At 68.0% G+C, this 17372-nt stretch carries 18 protein-coding genes and 1 tRNA gene; 12 read left to right on the forward strand and 7 right to left on the reverse strand.

Annotation, left to right across the window (positions count from 1 at the left end; translation table 11 throughout):
- Positions 1–257 precede the first annotated feature (257 nt).
- Both Q8Q77_RS19840 and Q8Q77_RS19845 read left to right on the forward strand, forming a co-directional pair.
- A complete protein-coding gene (locus Q8Q77_RS19840) occupies positions 258–428 on the forward strand; it encodes a hypothetical protein (RefSeq protein ID WP_305585733.1) in 171 nt (56 codons plus the stop codon).
- Positions 413–1642 (forward strand): TCR/Tet family MFS transporter, encoded by a 1230-nt coding sequence (locus Q8Q77_RS19845; protein ID WP_305585736.1) that lies wholly within the window; start codon positions 413–415, stop codon positions 1640–1642. The genes Q8Q77_RS19840 and Q8Q77_RS19845 overlap by 16 nt, the downstream gene beginning before the upstream one ends.
- 10 nt (positions 1643–1652) lie before the next feature.
- On the opposite strand, the gene Q8Q77_RS19850 is transcribed toward Q8Q77_RS19845, so the two are convergent.
- The 5 genes from Q8Q77_RS19850 to Q8Q77_RS19870 form a co-directional block, all read right to left on the reverse strand.
- A complete protein-coding gene (locus Q8Q77_RS19850; RefSeq protein WP_305585737.1) occupies positions 1653–2525 on the reverse strand; it encodes a hypothetical protein in 873 nt (290 codons plus the stop codon).
- A 136-nt stretch (positions 2526–2661) separates the two neighbouring features.
- A tRNA-Ser gene (locus tag Q8Q77_RS19855) sits at positions 2662–2751 on the reverse strand.
- Between the two features lie 97 nt (positions 2752–2848).
- A complete protein-coding gene (locus Q8Q77_RS19860; RefSeq protein WP_305585738.1) occupies positions 2849–3292 on the reverse strand; it encodes a PaaI family thioesterase in 444 nt (147 codons plus the stop codon).
- 16 nt (positions 3293–3308) lie between these two features.
- Positions 3309–3782 (reverse strand): ribonuclease E activity regulator RraA, encoded by a 474-nt coding sequence (gene rraA, locus Q8Q77_RS19865; RefSeq protein ID WP_305585739.1) that lies wholly within the window; start codon positions 3780–3782, stop codon positions 3309–3311.
- Positions 3779–5323, reverse strand: a complete 1545-nt coding sequence (locus Q8Q77_RS19870; protein ID WP_305585741.1) for a class I adenylate-forming enzyme family protein — start codon at positions 5321–5323, stop codon at positions 3779–3781. The genes rraA and Q8Q77_RS19870 overlap by 4 nt, the downstream gene beginning before the upstream one ends.
- A gap of 191 nt (positions 5324–5514) precedes the next feature.
- Between Q8Q77_RS19870 and Q8Q77_RS19875 the strand changes: the two genes are divergently transcribed.
- The 5 genes from Q8Q77_RS19875 (at position 5515) to Q8Q77_RS19895 (ending at position 11758) form a co-directional block, all read left to right on the forward strand.
- A complete protein-coding gene (locus Q8Q77_RS19875; protein WP_305585743.1) occupies positions 5515–6990 on the forward strand; it encodes an AMP-binding protein in 1476 nt (491 codons plus the stop codon).
- A gap of 211 nt (positions 6991–7201) precedes the next feature.
- Complete coding sequence (locus tag Q8Q77_RS19880) at positions 7202–8389, forward strand: thiolase domain-containing protein (protein ID WP_305585745.1); 1188 nt, start codon at positions 7202–7204, stop codon at positions 8387–8389.
- 2 nt (positions 8390–8391) lie between these two features.
- Positions 8392–8808 carry a Zn-ribbon domain-containing OB-fold protein gene (locus tag Q8Q77_RS19885; RefSeq protein WP_305585747.1) on the forward strand — a complete coding sequence of 139 codons (417 nt, stop codon included), beginning with the start codon at positions 8392–8394 and terminating at the stop codon, positions 8806–8808.
- A 72-nt stretch (positions 8809–8880) separates the two neighbouring features.
- Positions 8881–9774 (forward strand): alpha/beta fold hydrolase, encoded by an 894-nt coding sequence (locus tag Q8Q77_RS19890; RefSeq protein WP_305585749.1) that lies wholly within the window; start codon positions 8881–8883, stop codon positions 9772–9774.
- 133 nt (positions 9775–9907) lie between these two features.
- The gene (locus Q8Q77_RS19895) at positions 9908–11758 is read left to right on the forward strand and encodes an ABC transporter ATP-binding protein (RefSeq protein WP_305585750.1); all 1851 of its coding nucleotides are present in this window, start codon (positions 9908–9910) and stop codon (positions 11756–11758) included.
- 5 nt (positions 11759–11763) lie between these two features.
- Here Q8Q77_RS19895 and Q8Q77_RS19900 read toward each other — a convergent pair whose 3' ends face one another.
- Complete coding sequence (locus Q8Q77_RS19900; RefSeq protein ID WP_305585752.1) at positions 11764–12339, reverse strand: hypothetical protein; 576 nt, start codon at positions 12337–12339, stop codon at positions 11764–11766.
- Entirely contained in the window at positions 12339–13553 is a 1215-nt protein-coding gene (locus Q8Q77_RS19905) for a CaiB/BaiF CoA-transferase family protein (RefSeq protein WP_305585754.1), read from the reverse strand. The genes Q8Q77_RS19900 and Q8Q77_RS19905 overlap by 1 nt, the downstream gene beginning before the upstream one ends.
- A gap of 152 nt (positions 13554–13705) precedes the next feature.
- Here Q8Q77_RS19905 and Q8Q77_RS19910 point away from each other — a divergent pair, with 152 nt between their 5' ends.
- The 5 genes from Q8Q77_RS19910 to Q8Q77_RS19930 all read left to right on the forward strand — a co-directional run bounded on the left by Q8Q77_RS19910 (position 13706) and on the right by Q8Q77_RS19930 (position 17236).
- Entirely contained in the window at positions 13706–14446 is a 741-nt protein-coding gene (locus Q8Q77_RS19910) for an IclR family transcriptional regulator (protein ID WP_305585755.1), read from the forward strand.
- Between the two features lie 46 nt (positions 14447–14492).
- Entirely contained in the window at positions 14493–15659 is a 1167-nt protein-coding gene (locus tag Q8Q77_RS19915; protein WP_305585756.1) for an acyl-CoA dehydrogenase family protein, read from the forward strand.
- Entirely contained in the window at positions 15656–16438 is a 783-nt protein-coding gene (locus tag Q8Q77_RS19920; protein ID WP_305585757.1) for an enoyl-CoA hydratase/isomerase family protein, read from the forward strand. Before Q8Q77_RS19915 ends, Q8Q77_RS19920 begins: the two co-directional genes overlap by 4 nt.
- 67 nt (positions 16439–16505) lie before the next feature.
- Entirely contained in the window at positions 16506–16820 is a 315-nt protein-coding gene (locus tag Q8Q77_RS19925; protein ID WP_305585758.1) for a helix-turn-helix transcriptional regulator, read from the forward strand.
- On the forward strand, positions 16817–17236 hold the full coding sequence (locus Q8Q77_RS19930; protein WP_305585759.1) for an SRPBCC domain-containing protein: 420 nt from the start codon (positions 16817–16819) through the stop codon (positions 17234–17236). The genes Q8Q77_RS19925 and Q8Q77_RS19930 overlap by 4 nt, the downstream gene beginning before the upstream one ends.
- The last annotated feature ends 136 nt before the right edge of the window (positions 17237–17372 follow it).

The raw sequence follows: 17372 nt of genomic DNA on the forward strand, positions 1-17372 counted from the left end.
TTGCGACCGCCCGGCACGAACGGCTCGATCCGCGCCCACTGATCGTCCCGAAGAACCTCGCCTTCCAACACACCCTCCAAAGAGAAGCGTTGAATCAGAACAGCGCCAGTCAGGGAATCCTAAATCGTCACTACCGCCTAACGTCTAAGACTTAGAGCGTGACGGACGCCTGAACCGGCATCCACTTCAGGCTGTCACGCTCTAGGCGCGACGCGGCCGGGTGCGGTAGGGTCGTCCTCCGCGGAGGACGACCCCCAATGACCGACCAGCCGGACGACCCCGCCGAGACTCCGATCCAGAAGGCCCTGCGCCTGAAGAAGGCCGCCATCGCCGCCAAGCCGAAGCCGCCCCGGGGCGGACGGTTCCAGCGCGAGCAGGCCGCCGCCGCCCAGTCCTCGGCCAAGTCGAAACCGTGGATGTCCCGCTAGGGACGCCGCGCGTCGCCGGACGCGCCGCGTTCGGCTTCATCTTCGTCAGCGCCGTCACCACGGCCATGTCGTTCGGCCTGATGATCCCCATCATGCCGGCCCTGCTGAAGCAGTTCACCGGCGGCGACACCGCCGCGGCCTCGGAGTGGAACGTGGTGTTCGCCACGGTCGGCGGGGTGATGAGCCTGTTCGCCGGGCCGATCCTGGGCCTGGTCTCCGACCGGTTGGGACGCCGCCCGGTGCTGCTGGTCTCGCTCTGCGGCCTCGTTGTCGACTTCCTGTTCATGGCCCTGGCCCCCAGCCTGACCTGGCTGCTGGTCGGGCGGATGATCAGCGGGGCGACCTCGGGCGCCTTCTCCACCGCCAACGCCTATGTGGCCGACGTCACCCCGCCCGAGGGCCGGGCGCGGGCCTTCGGCTGGATGGGCGCGGCCTTCTCCTTCGGCTTCCTGGCGGGCCCCGCGATCGGCGGATTGCTGGGCGAGGTCAACCTGCGCCTGCCCTTCCTGGCCGCCGCGGCCCTGACCCTGGTCAACGTGATCTACGGCTTCCTGGTGCTGCCGGAATCCCTGCCGCCGGAACGCCGGGTGGCGCGGTTCGACTGGCGCAAGGCCAATCCCATCGGCTCGCTCAATCTGCTGCGCTCGCATCACGAGCTGTTCGGCCTGGCCGGCATCCACTTCCTCAATCAGCTGGCCCAGATGGTCTGGCCCAGCATCTTCGTCCTCTACACCAGCTACCGCTACGGCTGGTCGCCGGTGGTGACCGGCCTCTACATGATGGCCGGCGGGGTGCTGGGGGTGGCGGTGCAGAGCGTCCTGGTGGGCCCCGTGGTCGCCCGCTTCGGCGAGCGCGGCGCCATGCTGATCGGCGCCAGCGCCAGCATCGTCGGCTTCATCTGGTACGGCCTGGCCCCCACCAGCCTGATCTACATGGCGGCCATGCCGATCTCCTGCCTGGCCGGCCTGCTCACGCCGGGTCTGCAGGGCCTGATGACCCGCCGCGTGGGTCCGAGCGAACAGGGGCAACTTCAGGGGGCCAACCAGGCGCTGATGGGGCTGGCGTCCGTGGTGGGGCCGAGCCTGTTCGGGCTGAGCTTCGCCTGGGCGGTCCGGCACGAGGTCCTGCCGGGCCTGCCGCTGTTCCTGGCGGCCGTGGCGACGGTCGCGGCGCTGGGGCTGGCCTGGCGGACGGGGCGGAGTGTGGAGGGTTAGGATCGCATTCCTAGCCAGGGGCTGGGGCGAAGCACTTGGTCCGGTCATAGGACAGGTCAGACGGTTTCCAGCAGGTCGCCGGCGGGCAAGCCAGGTTCTGAACCTGACAGTATTTCCGCTGCTGGGCGGGATCGTAGAGACACAGCATCCCCGGCACGCACTCGGCGCTGCTTGAGCACGTGCCGCCGTAGACTTCGCCGCACTGGCGGTTGGCCGGGTCGGGACAGGTGCAGGTGGGGTTGGGGGTGGTGGAGCCGCCGCCGCTACTGCCGCCGCCGATAATCACGGTCCCCCCGCCGCCGCCGCCACTCGAATACTGGATGGCGAATTTGGCCGTAATGGTCCGCTTGTGCCCGGCCGCATCGCTCGCTGTCAGCAAGAGGGAATACTTGTCGTCGGTCAGCTTGAAGGTGAACGGATAGACGCCCGCAGAATTGCCCAGTCCGTCGCTGGCGTAAATCGCCACCGGGTTCTGGACCTGGGCGCCGACCGCGGCGGTCTGGGTGAAGGTGGCGACATTCTTCGTGCTACCGTCGTGGATCAATTGCATGGTCATGGAGGCAACGCCGGCCGGGTGTTTGCCCTGGCCGAAAATCATCAGTTCGGTTCCAGACTTCGCGATGAAGGTCCCGTTCGTATCGATGTCGTCCGGCGAGACGGCGGTCACGCCGCCGGTCGGCGAGATGGCGATGATCTTCACCTCGGGATCCGGGCCGTTGGGCGCGTTCTGGTAGCGCACGGTTGGCGCCGGCTGGCAGGCCGTCACCGTGAGAGCCATCGCGCCGGCCGCCAGACCCGCAATCGTCCGCCAGAACCCCATCGCACCCGCTCCGCTTGCGTCGCGCGACGGCGCGAGCGCCCCGACCGAAAAATGCACAGGCAATAGAGGCGCCGGCTAACTACGCCCAGGCGAACTCGTGGCGAGCATATGCCTCAGGTTGAGGATGTCAACGACGCCCGCTCCGAGTGTCACGGGAGCCGGGAGACTTCCCAGGCGAATGAGACTGCGATGTCGGCCATGGCGGAGAGGGTGGGATTCGAACCCACGGTACCCTTCCAGGTACGCCGCATTTCGAGTGCGGTGCTTTCGACCACTCAGCCACCTCTCCAGAGACGACATCGGGCCCTGAGTGACAGGGCCCGCTGAGCGAGGCGCGGAACCTACTCATCCGGCCACGCCAGATCAAGCGGGCGTTTTCGCACGCGTCAGTGGGGCCGCAGGACCATCTGGCTGCAGCGGTAAAGCGCCATCACCTTGCCGGTGTGGTCGTTGGTCGCCACCGCGTCCCAGACCTGGGTCGTGCGGCCGCCGTGGATCAGGACAGCCTCGCAGATCACCGTCTCGCCTTCCCTGGCGGTACCCAGGAAGTTGGTCTTGATCTCGATGGTGGTGAAGCCGCTGGAGCCCGGCGGCAGGGCCATGCGGCAGCCATAGCCGGAGGCGGTGTCCAGCAGGGCCACGACGCTGGCGGCGTGCATGTAGCCGTTGGGGCCCATGTGCCGCTTCTCGACCTTCACCTGGCTGCGCAGGTAGCCGTGACGGACCTCCAGGACCTCGAGCCCGAGTTCGCCCGGCAGGTAGCCCTGCTGCATGCGGTTCAGACCGCCGACGGGATCAGCGTCGCTGAGGGCGGGAAAGACGGCGGACATGGCAGGCTCCTTCAATCTAGCCGTCGGCGGCCAGCACGGCGATCCCATCCTCGTCGGCGTGCAGCATGTCGCCCGGCACGAAGACAACGCCCCCGAAGGCCACCGGGGTGTCGACCACGCCCTCGCCGCGCTTGATCCCGCGCATGGGGATGGTCCCCAGCGCCTTGATCCCGATATCGAGGGTGGACAGCACCACGCTGTCGCGCACCGCGCCGTAGACCACGATCCCGGCCCAGCCGTTCTTCACCGCGTCGCCGGCCAGCATGTCGCCGACCAGCGCCCGGCGCAGGGAGCCACCGCCGTCGACCACCAGGACGCAGCCGTCTCCCGGCTCGGCGAGCAGGGCCTTCACCACGCTGTTGTCCTCGTAGCAGCGGACCGTGCGGATGGGACCGGCGAAGGCGGTATTGCCGCCGAAGTCGCGGAACTGGATCTCGCAGACCTCGATGGTCTCCTCATGCTCGTCGCAGAGATCGGCGACCGAGCTCACGAGGCCGACCCCTTATAGGCGTCGCGCAGATCACGCTTCAGCACCTTGCCGATGTGGCTGCGCGGCAGGTGGTCGACGAGCTGCAGGTCGGCCAGGCGCTGGGTCTTGCCGAGCTTGTCGTTGACCCAGGTCTTCAGGGCCTCGGCGGCGATGGACTGGCCGGGCTTCAGCGCCACGAAGGCCACCGGAGTCTCGCCCCATTTGTCGGAGGGCACGCCCACGACAGCGGCCTCGAGCACGGCCTCGTTCTTCACGATCTCGGCCTCCAGGTCGCTGGGATAGACGTTGAAGCCGCCCGAAATGATCATGTCCTTCTTGCGGTCCATCAGGGTGAGGAAGCCGTCCTCGTCGAAGCGGCCCACATCGCCGGTGCGGATGAAGCGCAGGCCGTCGGGTGACCACCACTCGGCGTCGGAGGTCTTGTCCGGCTGGTTGTGATAGCCGACCATCATGGCGCCCGAACGGCCCACCACCTCGCCGATCTGCCCTTGCGCGACTTCCTTGCCGTCCTCGTCGATCAGCCGGATGTCGTGGCCCGGCAGGGGCTTGCCCACCGTGTGCAGCTTGTCGGGATATTCGTGGGCGACCAGGCCGCAGGAGCCGCCGCCCTCGGTCATACCGTAATATTCGATCAGCCCGCCCGGCCAGCGCTTCAGGACGTCGGCCTTGATCTCCGGGGAGAAGGGCGCGCTGGTCGAGAACTTCATCTTGAAGCTCGACAGGTCGTAGCTGTCGAAATCGGCCCGCTCCATGATCCGGCGGTATTGCACCGGCACCAGCATGGCGTGGGTGGCGCGGTGCTTTTCCGCCAGCTTCAGGAACTGCTCGGCGTCGAACTTGGGCATCAGCACCGCCGTGCCGCCGTTGGAGATCGTCGGCAGGTAGGAGACGAGCGTGGTGTTCGAATAGAGCGGGGTGGAGATCATTGTCACTGAGTCGGCCGGATAGACCCCGCGGCGGATCTGGCCCCAGCGCATGCGGTGCGGCTGGACGATGCCCTTGGGGGCCCCGGTGGTCCCCGACGAATAGATGATGTTGAAGCCCTGGTCGGGGTCGACGGTGACCGGGGTCGGCTTGGAGCCCTTCGGCGCCAGCCAGTCCTCGAACGCGATCCCGGCCGACGAGCCGTCCAGCGCCACCCGCTGGGCGGTGATCTGGTCGGCGACGCCCTCGAGCTGCCTGGCCACGCCGGCGTCCAGGAAGAAGACCTTGGCCCCGCTATCCTGCAGCATCATCACCAGGCTCTCGGGCGTCGAGGACGGGGCCAGGGGCGCGACCACCGCGCCGGCCCGCAGGATGCCGAAGAAGGTCGCGGCGTATTCGGCCGAGGTCGTGGCGCAGGCCGCGGCCACGTCGGCCCTGCCGACCCCCTCGCGCTGCAGGGCCGCGGCGACGCGGTCCATCAGCTCGTCCAGTTCGGCGTAGGAGATGGTCCGGTTTGCGTCCACCAGGGCGGGCTTGGCGCCCAGCGCCTGGGCCTGGGCGCGGATCACGTCGGCCAGGGTTCCGAAATCCTGGGTGAGCAGTTCTTCCGCGGACATATGGCCTTCTCCCACTCAAACGCTTGAACGACGTCCTAAAGCCCGAATTGGCCGGCGCCGCAATCGGCGCTTGCCACGCAAGCCTTGCGCGAAGGAAACTCATCGCGCCCCGCCCGCGCATTTCGGCGGCGCATCCCATTCAGGATCAGCGGGCCGCCAGAGCCCGATCCATTTCCAGGGACGGAACCCATATGTCTGACGAGATGATCTCGCTCGGCGCCAAGCTGAAACTGCTGGCCGAGCTGAAGCCCGACGCCCCGGCGGTGAGCTGCGGAGATGTCACCCTCACCTATCTGGAGTTCCACAGGCTCTCCAACCGCGCGGCGCGCGGCCTGCTCGCCCATGGCGTCAAGCTGGGCGACCTGGTGACGCTGGGCCTGCCCAACTCCACCGACTTCGCCGTGGCCTGCTGGGCCATGTGGAAGGTCGGCGCGACGCCTCAGCCGGTTGCCTTCCGCCTGCCCAAGGCCGAGCTGGAAGCGATCATGGAGCTGGCCCAGACCCCGGTGGTGATCGCCCAGTTCGAGCACCAGATCGACCGGCCGCTGCTGTCGGTCTCCGACCTGATGGCGCTCTCCGACGACGACAGCGACCTGCCCGACGTCACCGCCCCGGTCTCAAAGGCGCCCACCAGCGGCGGCTCGACCGGACGACCCAAGCTGATCCTGGCCGGCCAGCCGGGAGTCAGCACCAAGGAAATCCCCGAGGTCGGCGGCTGGCGGCTGAAGGCGGACTCCATCGCCTTGCTGCCGGCCCCGCTCTACCACAACGCCGGCTTCGGCATGATGATGGCGGCCTTCGCCATGGGCGCGCACATGGTGCTGCTGCCGCGCTTCGAAGCCGAGGCGACTCTTGCGGCCATCGAGAAGCACAAGGCCACATGGGTCTATCTGGTCCCCACCATGATGAACCGCATCTGGCACCTGCCGCAGGAGGTGCGCGACCGCTACGACCTGTCGTCGCTGGAGACCCTCTGGCACCTGGCCGCACCCTGCCCGGCCTGGCTGAAGGAGGCTTTCATCCACTGGGTCGGTCCCGAGACGGTCATGGAGCTCTATGCCGGCACCGAGGCCCAGGCGGTGACCATCATCTCCGGCGCCGAATGGCTGGAACATCGCGGCTCGGTGGGCAAGGTCACCGCCGGCGAGATGATGGCGGTGGGCGAGGACGGCCAGCCCCTGGCGCCGCGCGAGGTGGGCGAGATCTATATGCGCCCGCCGGAAGGCGCGCCGCCGACCTACAAATATCTCGGCGCCACGGCCAAGACCCTGCCCGGCGGTTGGGAGAGCCTGGGCGACATCGGTTGGTTCGACGAGGACGGCTATCTCTACCTGGCCGACCGGCGCACCGACATGATCCTGGTGGGCGGCTCCAACGTCTATCCGGCCGAGATCGAGGCGGCGCTGGAGGAGCATCCCGACGTGCAGTCCTGCGCGGTGATCGGCATCCCCGACGACGACCTGGGGAACAAGATCCACGCCATCGTCCAGACCAAGGGCCCGCGGAACGAGGAGTCGATCCGGGGCCACCTGGCCTCCCGCCTGGTGACCTACAAGCAGCCGCGGACCTACGAGTTCGTCGACGAACCCCTGCGCGACGACGCCGGCAAGGTGCGCCGCGCGGCCCTGCGGGACGAGCGGATCGCGAAGCTGAAGGCTGACGCGTAACGCCCATCCATCCACCGCTGTCATCCCGGTTTGCGCAGCAAGACCGGGACCCATACGCACCTGATCGCGCAGGATGCGGCTCGGCCTCGCCGCCTCCGGCCAAGTCGGTGTCTATGGGTCCCGGCTCTCCGCGTCGCTACGGCCGGGATGACATGGAGGGGTCGCCGCGATAAGCCCTCACCATTCTTCAAAGACATTTCCGGGGAAACGCATGAGCATAAGAGGCAAGGCCTACATCATGGGGGCGTACGAGCATCCGCTCCGTGACGCGCCCGACAAGTCGACGCCGCAGCTTCACGCCGAGTGCGCCAAGGGCGCCCTGGCCGACGCCGGCCTGACCAAGGACGACATCGACGGCTATTTCTGCGCCGGCGACGCGCCCGGCTTCGGGGCCATGTCGATGATCGACTATATGGGCCTGCGCAACGTGCGGCACATGGACTCCACCGAGACCGGCGGCTCGTCCTACCTGCTGCATGTGGGCCACGCGGCCCAGGCGATCGCCGAGGGCAAGTGCTCGGTGGCCCTGGTGACGCTGGCCGGCCGTCCGCGGCAGAACAAGGGCGGCTGGGGCGGCGGCGCGGGCAAGCCCGGCCAGCTCTCCGACGGCCCGCCCGAGGCCGGCTACGAGAACATCTACGGCGGCTCGACGCACAACACCTACGGCATGTGCGCCATGCGCCACATGCACGAGTACGGCACCACCAGCGAGCAGCTCGCCTGGATCAAGGTGGCCGCCAGCCATCACGCCCAGTGGAACGAGCACGCCTTCCTGAAGGACGTGGTCACCGTCGAGCAGGTGGTGAACTCGCGCATGATCTCCGACCCGCTGCACCTGCTGGACTGCTGCGTCGTCACCGATGGCGGCGGCGCCCTGATCGTGGTCAGCCCCGAGGTAGCCAAGAGCCTGAACCGGCCGAAGGTCAAGATCATGGGCGCGGGCGAGTCGCCAAAGGGCCCCATGGGCGGGCGCAACCTGGACCTCACCCATTCCGGCGCGGTCTGGTCCGGCCCCATCGCCTTCGGCGAGGCGGGCGTCACCCCGGCCGACATCAAGTACGCCTCGATCTATGACAGCTTCACCATCACCGTGCTGATGCAGCTCGAGGACCTCGGCTTCTGCAAGAAGGGCGAGGGCGGCAAGTTCGTCTCGGACGGCAACCTGATCTCGGGCGTCGGCAAGCTGCCCTTCAACACCGACGGCGGGGGGCTCTGCAACAACCACCCGACCAACCGCGGCGGCATCACCAAGGTGATCGAGGCGGTGCGCCAGCTCCGCGGCGAGGCCCACCCCAAGGTCCAGGTGCCCAACTGCGACATCGCGCTCGCCCACGGCACGGGGGGCTCGCTGGGCACCCGTCATGGGGCCGCAACCCTCATCATGGAACGGGAGGCTTAGGCATGAGCGACGTTCAAGACGCCCCGACCACCATGACCCGCAAGATCCCCGCCCCGCCGGTGACCATCGAGAGCAAGCCCTTCTGGGACGCGGCGACCGAGGGCAGGTTCCTCATCAAGCGCTGCACGGCCTGTGGGGAGGCGCACTGGTACCCGCGCGCCCTGTGCCCGTTCTGCTTCTCCGACGAGACCGTCTGGGAAGAGAGCCCGGGCGAAGGCGTGATCTATACCTACAGCGTCATGCACCGCTCGCCGACCGGCCCCTACGCCATCGGCTATGTGACCCTGAACGAGGGCCCGGCCGTGCTGACCAACTTCGTCGACGTGGCGCCCGACGGGCTCTCCATCGGCCAGAAGGTGAAGGTCCGGTTCCAGGAGACCGAGGGCGGTCCGCCCGTCCCGGTGTTCGCGCCAGCCTGATCGACCGCCCTGCGATTGACTGCCGCTAGGTGACATCCGGCGTCCTGCCTGCCGCGAGGCGGAGGGCGCCGGATGGACCACGACCTGTTGCGCAAGCTGGGCGCCGCCCGCGGCATCGCCGTCGGAGAGCCGCCGGCCGTGGGCCGAGCGCCAAGCGGCGATCTGGAGCTATCCTATCTCGACTGGGGCGGCGACGGGCCCACGGCGATCTTCCTGCATGGGGGGTCGCTGAGCGCCCATACCTGGGACCTGGTCTGCTCCGCGCTCCGGCCGCGCGTGCGCTGCGTGGCGATGGATCTGCGCGGCCACGGCGACAGCGGCTGGGCTGACGCGTACCGGATCGAGGCCTCGGTTGGCGACGTCCTGGCGCTGGTGGATCATCTGGGCGTGGCCCGACCCCATCTGGTGGGCATGTCCCTGGGCGGCTGCGTCGCGGGCCATTCAGCGGCGGCCCTCGGCGAGCGGACGGCCAGCCTGACCTTCATCGACGTCGTCGATCACGTGGACTTCGGCGCCAGCGCCAACCTGCGCGGCTTCATGGGCGCGATCACCACGACCGCCAGTGTCGAGGAGATGGTCGCCAAGGCCCTGGCGGTGAGCCCGCAGACCGATCCGGACCTGATGCTCTACCGCTACCAGGCCCTGATGAAGGCCGGGCCGGACGGCTTCGGGCTACGGCAGGACCGCCGCGGCCCGCCGGACTTCCCGCACATCCTGGGCAAGCTCGCCGACCTGGAGGGCCAGGCCGCTGACATCGCCTGTCCCGTCCTGGTGGTGCGCGGGGCCCGCAGCAGGATCGTCACCGACGACACCGCCGCGGCCTTCGCCGGCCGCTTCCCCGATGGCCGCTGGTGCGTGATCCCCGAGGCCGGCCACAACGTCCAGGAAGACAATCCCGTGGCGCTGGCCCAGACCCTCGAGGCGCACATCCTGGGCCACGAGATCGCGCATGCCCCAGCCAACTGAGCGGCGCCATTGCGCTTCTCCGGCGTGGACCGCATAGTCCGGGTCGCCGAAGCGGCATGTTCCCAGGAGCCTGAAATGAAATCCTCCATGTCCAGCCAGAAAGGAGATTTCATTCATCAGGACATGACGCTTCATGCATTCCCCATCTCGGAGGCCGCCGGCGCACGCCGCCCCTAGCGACCTCTTCGCGCGCCTTGCGCGCACCTTCTCCCACGAACGGCGCAACGACGCGCCGAGCGACCTCTCGCCCGCACGCCTGAGGAAATTTGTCTCATACTACCGGCCGCACATCCCGCTGCTGGTGGCCGATGTCGCCTGCGCGCTGGTCGTCTCGTTGACGGCGCTGTTCCTGCCGCTGTGCGCCAACCTCATCACCCGGCGGCTGAACACGCTCGGGGACCTTCCCGACGCCATGGGCCAGATCTACGCCATGGGCGCGATCATGCTGGCCCTGCTGGTGGTCCAGGCGCTCAGCACCCTGTTCGTGGACTACCAGGGCCACGTCATGGGGGCGAAGATGGAGAGCGCCCTGCGCAAGGAGCTGTTCGAACACTGTCAGAAGCTGTCGTTCAGCTTCTACGACCGCCAGCGCGTGGGGCAGCTGATGAGCCGCATCACCAACGACCTGACGTCGGTGGGTGAGCTCTATCACCACGGGCCCGAGGACCTGGCCATCGCGGTCCTCAAATTCGTCGGCGCGACCGTGATCCTCGCCTATCTGGACCTGCAGCTCACGCTTCTGATCCTGGCGATCATCCCCTTCGCCGTGATCTACGCCCTGCACTTCAACGGCCGGATGAACCAGGCGCTGAAGCTGAGCCGCAGACAGATTGCAGCCGTCAACGAGCGGGTGGAGGACTCGCTGGCCGGCATCCGCGTCGTGAAGTCCTTCGCCAACGAAGGGCTGGAGAACGACCGGTTCGAGGTGGAGAATATACGGTTCCTCGACAGCCGCCGGGCGGGCTACCGCAGCGAGGCGTTTTTCTCCATCGGTACGCTGACCTTCACGCAGTTGATCACCGTGACGGTCATCGTGGTGGGCGCGATCCGGGTGGTCCAAGCCCAGTTGAGCGTGGGCGACATGCTGACCTTCCTGCTGTGCGTCGCGGTTCTGATCGACCCGGTGCAGCGAGTCGCCAACTTCGCGCGGCTCTGGCAGCTGGGCTTCACCGGCTTCGCCCGGATGATGGAGATCCTGGAGGTGGCGCCCGACATCCAGGACCGGCCCGGCGCGACGCAGATCGCCCGGCCATCGGGCGCGCTGGCCTTCCGCGACGTGGGATTCCGCTACGACGACGACGGGCCTCACGTGCTTCGGGACCTGTCGTTCGACATCGCGCCCGGCGAGTTCGTGGCCCTGGTCGGCCCGTCGGGGGTGGGCAAGAGCACGCTGTCCGCCCTCATCCCCCGCTTCTACGAGGTGACGCAGGGGGCGATCCTGTTGGACGGCGTCGACATTCGGGACATTGGCCTGGCGTCGCTACGCCGGAACATCGGGGTGGTGCAGCAGGACGTCTACCTGTTCGCCGGGACAGTGGCGGAGAACCTGCGCTATGGACGTCCGGACGCCACCCAGGCTGAGATCGTGGCGGCGGCGAGAGCGGCCAACGCGCACGACTTCATCATGGCCCTGTCGAACGGCTACGCGACGGACATCGGTCAGCGCGGGGTCAAGCTGTCGGGCGGACAGAAGCAGCGGCTGACCATCGCCCGCGCCTTCCTCAAGGACGCCCCGATCCTGATCTTCGACGAGGCGACGAGTGCGCTGGACAACGAGAGCGAGCAGGCGATCCAGAGCGCCCTGCAGGTCCTGGCCAAGGCGCGCACGACCCTGGTGATCGCCCATCGCCTGTCGACCGTCCGCAACGCCGACCGCATCCTGGTGCTGACGGAAGACGGCATCGCCGAACAGGGGAGCCACGACACCCTGATTGTCGCGGGCGGGGCCTATGCCCGCCTGCATCAGATGCAGGCCAGTCTCTGACCAGGCTAGTCCAGCCCCATCTCGGCGCGAACCTCGGCGGTATTCTCGCGACTGAGCCGCTGAATCAGCGGCTCAGCTGCGCGCGGATGGCGCAGCCGGCGGACGGCGACGTGCGACAGCCGTTCGTCGGCGAACGCCTCCTCAAAGCGCGCCCTGCGGCGATCGAAGTTGTCCCAGGCCCAGCGGACGGGATGCTCTTTGTCGAGCCAGGTGCGCCAGGTCTCGACATTGCCGGTGCCGGGCCAGACCTCCTTGCGGGTCAGGGAGCGCACGAACGAGCGGCGCAGGACGCGGCGCATGATCACCGAGCGTCCGTAGTCCAGCCAGACGACGTCCGTCGCGCGGGCCAGGATGCGCGGCAGGACAAGGCTGTAGTTGCCGTCGGTGACCCAGCCGCGCCCGGCGATCGCGGCCTCGACCCGACGCCCGAACTCCTCGGGATCGCGGGTGGCCAAATCCCGCCAGCCGGCCTGCCAGTTGATGGCGTCCAGCTCGATGGCCGGCAGGGAGAGGGCTTCGCCAAGGCGCCGGGCGAAGGTCGACTTGCCCGAGCCCGAACTGCCGACCACGGCTACCCGCATCAGTCGGCCTTGAGGCCCATCTCGGCGCGGACTTCCTCGGTGTTCTCACCCAGGCGCGGGGCGTGGCGTCGGATGTTGCTGGGCGAGCCGGTGAACTTCACCGGCGGTTTCATGGCGTTGTACGGGCCGCTATGAGGGTGCTCGTAGCGCTCGAAGAAGCCCACGGCCTTGAGATGCGGATCGTCGGGCAGGTCGTCCAGCCGGGCGGTCTTCACCACCGGGATCGACAGGGGCTTCAGCAGGGCCATCCACTCCTCGGTGGTCTTGGTCTGGGTGACCTCGCCCACCAGGGCATAGAGCTCGTGGATGTGCTTGCCCCGGGTCGAATAGTCGGAGAACCGCGGGTCCTTGCCGAAGGTCTCGCCCAGGCCCGCGGCGGCGAAGAACTGGTCCCACTGCTTGTCGGTATAGGGCAGCAGGCCGATATAGCCGTCCTTGGTCTGGTAGGGCTTGCGGTTGGGATTGGTCACCCGCTGATAGGCCCACTGGCCGGTAGGCGGCTCGAAGGTGTGATCATAGAGGTGCTCCACCAGGGTGAAGCTGGTGATGCATTCCAGCATCGGCACCTCGATGAACTGGCCCTCGCCGGTCCGCTCGCGGTGCAGCAGGCCCGCGGTGATCGCCTGGGACATGAACAGGCCTGAGACCTTGTCGGCGATCAGGCTGGGCAGGATGCGCGGGGTGGGGTTGCCGTCGGTGCGCGGCAGCAGGTCGGCCATCCCCGAGGCCGACTGGATCAGGTCGTCATAGGCCGGCTCCCCGGCATAGGGGCCCTCCGAGCCATAGCCGGCGGCATGGACATAGACCACGTCGGGCCGCAGGGCCTTCACGTCCTCATAGGCCAGGCCCAGACGCTTCAGGCCGTCATAGCGGATGGAGGTGGCGAACACTTCGCAGCTCTTGATCAGGGCCTCCAGCAGCGGCCGGGCCTCGGGGTCCTTCATGTCCACCAGGACCGAGCGCTTGTTGCGGTTGATGGTCAGGAAGATGGGGCCAAGGTCGCGCGGGGCGCCCTTCGGCACGTGGCCGGCCCAGCGCATGATGTCGCCGCCGTCGCCGCGGCCTGAGCCCGGGTCCTCCAGCTTGAACACCTCGGCCCCCTGGTCGCCCAGCATCTGGGTCGCATAGGCGCCGAACACCACGCTGGTGAGGTCCAGGATGCGGATGCCCTTCAGCGGACCCGTCGCCTCGCCGGCCAATTTCCTCGGTTCCATCCCACTCCCCTCCACGCTTTTTGCCATCATGGCGCAATGCCCGCCACTGGCCAGCCTCGCCTGCCCTAGGCGCCGTTACGGGCGCCAACAACAATTTCCCATCGCCGCAGGGACATTCCATATATGTGGAAATCTTCCAGGGCCCTCGACACATGACCGCTTCCACAGTGAAATCGGCCCGACGCGTCATAGAAATCATGGAGTATTTCGACCGGGTTCGCCGGCCGCTTTCGCTCAAGGAGATCTGCGATCACCTATCGTATCCGGTATCCAGCGGCGCCACGTTGCTCAAGAGCCTCGTTCTACTTGGATATCTTGAGTACGACCGCCGCAGCCGGACCTATCTGCCGACCATGAGGATCGCCGTGCTGGGGAGCTGGGTGCCGGCCACCCTGTTCGGCGAGATCGACATGCTTCCCATGATGGAGAACCTGCGCAACCGAACCGGCGAGACCGTCATCCTCGGCACCCAGAGCGATCTCTTCGCCCAATATGTGCATGTGGTCCATTCGACCGAGCCGCTGCACTACACGCCCTCGCCCGGCATCGTCCGCCCCCTGGCCCGCAGCGGCGTCGGCCAACTCCTGCTGAGCGCCCTGCCGGACGCCGACATCGACCTGCTGGTCCGCCGGATCAACATCGCCGACGACCAGCCCGCCAACCGGATCGTCCTGGCCGAAGTCATGCGGGAGGTCTCGGCCATCAGGCGACAGGGCTACGCCTATACCCGCAACCTGGTCACCGGCGGCGTCGGCCTGGTCGCGATCCTGCTGCCCGTCGCCCCCTTCGGCCGGCGGTTCGCCATCGGCCTCGGCGGCCCGGTCGCGCGACTGGACGCCAGGTTGGAAGACCACGTGAAGACCCTGCGGGCCGCGGCTCAAACACTGGCTTGACTGCCCTTAGGCGCCGGAGCGCACATAGATCCTGAGAGGAACCCCCATGGACTTCGCACTTTCCGACGAACACCGGATGCTCAAGGAGCTGGTGGCGCGGTTCGTCAAGGACGAGCTCATGCCGCTGGAACAGGGCGTGCTGGCGCGCGAGGCTTCGGGCGGGGGGCTCGGCATCGGACCCGCCGAACACAAGCGCCTGGACGAGGTGTCCCGCTCGCTCGGCCTCTGGGGCCTGGACGCGCCGGAGGACGTGGGCGGGGTCGACCTGCCCTATGTGGCCATGGTCGGGGTCAATGAGGAGCTGGGCAAGACCGTCACGCCCTACACCCTGCCGCCCGACAGCCCGAACCTGCGCATGCTGATGGCCACGGTGAACGAGCGCCAGCGCGTGGCCTATCTCGCCCCCTACGTGGCCGGCGAGACTATCTCGGCCATCGGCATCTCCGAACCCGGCGCGGGCGCCGACCCGGCCGGCATGCTGACCACCGCTGAGCGCGACGGCGAGGACTGGATCCTGCGCGGCCGGAAGATCTGGATCAGCCGAGCCGAGGACGCCGACTTCACCATCGTCATGGCGGTGAGCAACAAGGAGAAGGGCGCGCGGGGCGGCATGAGCGCCTTCCTGGTCGACAAGGGGACGCCCGGCTTCAACGTGCTGCGCAAGATCCCGATGATCGGCGGGGCGGCGACCTATGAGATCGCGCTGGACGACTGCCGGGTGGAGGGCTGGAAGCTGCTGGGCGAGGAGGGCAACGGCTTCGGGCCCATGCAGATCCGCCTGGGCACGCGGCGGATCGAGATGGCCTCATGGTCCATCGGCATGGCCCAGCGGGCGCTGGACATGATCTGCGAGTACGCCCCGCAGCGTAAGACCTTCGGCCTGCCCCTGTCGGAACGCCAGGCGATCCAGTTCTGGGTGGCCGACGCCGCCACCCGCATCCACGCCGCGCGGCTGATGACCTATGACTGCGCCTGGAAGCTGGACCAGGGCCGCGACGTCCGCCAGGAGATCTCGATGATCAAGGCCTACGCCACCGAGATGGCGTGGGAGGTGGTCGATCGCGCCATGCAGACCTTCGGCGCCATGGGCATGACCAAGGAACTGCCGCTGCAACTGATGGCCGCCAAGCTGCGGACCATGCGAATCTATGACGGCCCCACCGAAGTCCACAAATGGGTGGTGGCCCGCAACCTGTTGGGGACCAGACGATGAAGACCGCTTACGGCGACAGCCTGACCGTGACCACCGAAGGCCATGTGGCCACGGTGACGATCGACCGCCCGCCCTACAACCACGTCTCGGTCGGACTGATGTCCGACCTGGCCGACGCCCTGGAGGACGCCGACCGCGCCAACAGCATCCGCGCCATCGTCCTGACCGCCGCGGGCAAGGCCTTCTGCGCCGGGGCCGACCTGGTCTCGTCGGACGGCATCGCCAACAACGGCATGGGGGGGATCGACTCCCTCTACGATCAGGCGGTGCGGCTGTTCTCGGTGGAGACCCCGATCATCGTGGCCGTCCAGGGCGCGGCGGTGGGGGCAGGCCTTGGCCTGGCCCTGGTGGGCGACTTCCGGGTGGCCTCGCCCGAGGCCAAGTTCTCGGCCAACTTCGTCAAGCTGGGCTTCCATCCGGGCTTTGGCCTCACCCACACCCTGCCCCGGCTGATCGGCGAGCAGCGGGCCAGCCTGATGTTCCTGACCGGGCGCCGGGTGCCTGCCGAGGAGGGCCTGGCCTGGGGCCTGGTCGACGAGGTGGTTCCGCAGGAACACCTGCTGGCCGCGGCCCAGCGCCTGGCCGGGGAGATCGCCGGGAACGCGCCGCTGGCCGTCCTCGCCACCCGCAAGACCCTGCGCGGAGAACTGGCCGCCGCCGTCCGCGCGCGGACCAATCACGAGCACGCCGAGCAGACCATCCTGCGGGCCACCGAGGATTTCGCGGAGGGCGTTCGCGCGGTGCAGGAACGCCGGCCTGGGAACTTCCAAGGGCGATAGAATTTCAATTGAATCGCCGTTGACTCGCCTGTCTGCTTTGGGTGTTATTCACCTATACGGGTGAATAATGCAGCTCGACGACACCTTGACCGCCCTGGCCGATCCGACCCGCCGCGCCATCCTGGCGCGGCTGGGGACGGGCGAGGCGCGGGTGACCGACCTGGCCGCGCCCTTCGACATCTCGCTGAACTCGGTCTCCAAGCACATCCGCATCCTGGAGCGGGCCGACCTCGTGCGCCGCCGCAGGGCCGGGCGCGAGCACCTGCTGTCGTTCAATCCCCAGCCCCTGGACGCGGCCATGGCCTGGATCGAGGGCCAGCGCGCGCTGATGACCAGACAGCTCGACGCCCTGGAGGCGGCGCTCAAGGAGACCAGGCCATGACCAAGACCATCTCCGTGTCCCGCCGGTTCGACGCGACGCCGGAGCAGGTGTTTGACGCCTGGATCGACCTGAAGCTGGCCGCGAAGTTCCTGTTCGCCACGCCCACCGGCGAGATCGTCAAGGTGGAGATGGACGCCCGGGTCGGCGGCGGCTTCCTCATCGTCGACAAGCGGCCGGGCGTCGGCGAGGCGTCACACCACGGGACCTATGTCGAGATCGACCGGCCGCGTCGCCTGGTGTTCGATTTCTCGGTCGAGGCCTACAGCAAGGACACGACCCGGGTGACGGTGGAGATCCGCCCCGCCGGCGACGGTTGCGAATTGATCCTCACCCACGAAGATATCGGGGATGAATACGTCGAGCGCACCGAGGGCGGCTGGACGATGATCCTCGAGGCGCTCGCGAAGGCGCTCTAGAGCCTGACCGTTTCAGCTTGGAGCGTATCCTGAGTTGACGAGGTAGTTGGCGCATTCTGCTGGGCTGAATTGGCCGAGCAGATCGCCGATGCGCCGCCAGGTGGCCTCGACGGTGCGTTCGGCGGCTTTGCGCAGC

The organism is Phenylobacterium sp., assembly GCF_030698145.1.
In the GTDB taxonomy this organism is placed as follows: Bacteria; Pseudomonadota; Alphaproteobacteria; order Caulobacterales; family Caulobacteraceae; genus Phenylobacterium.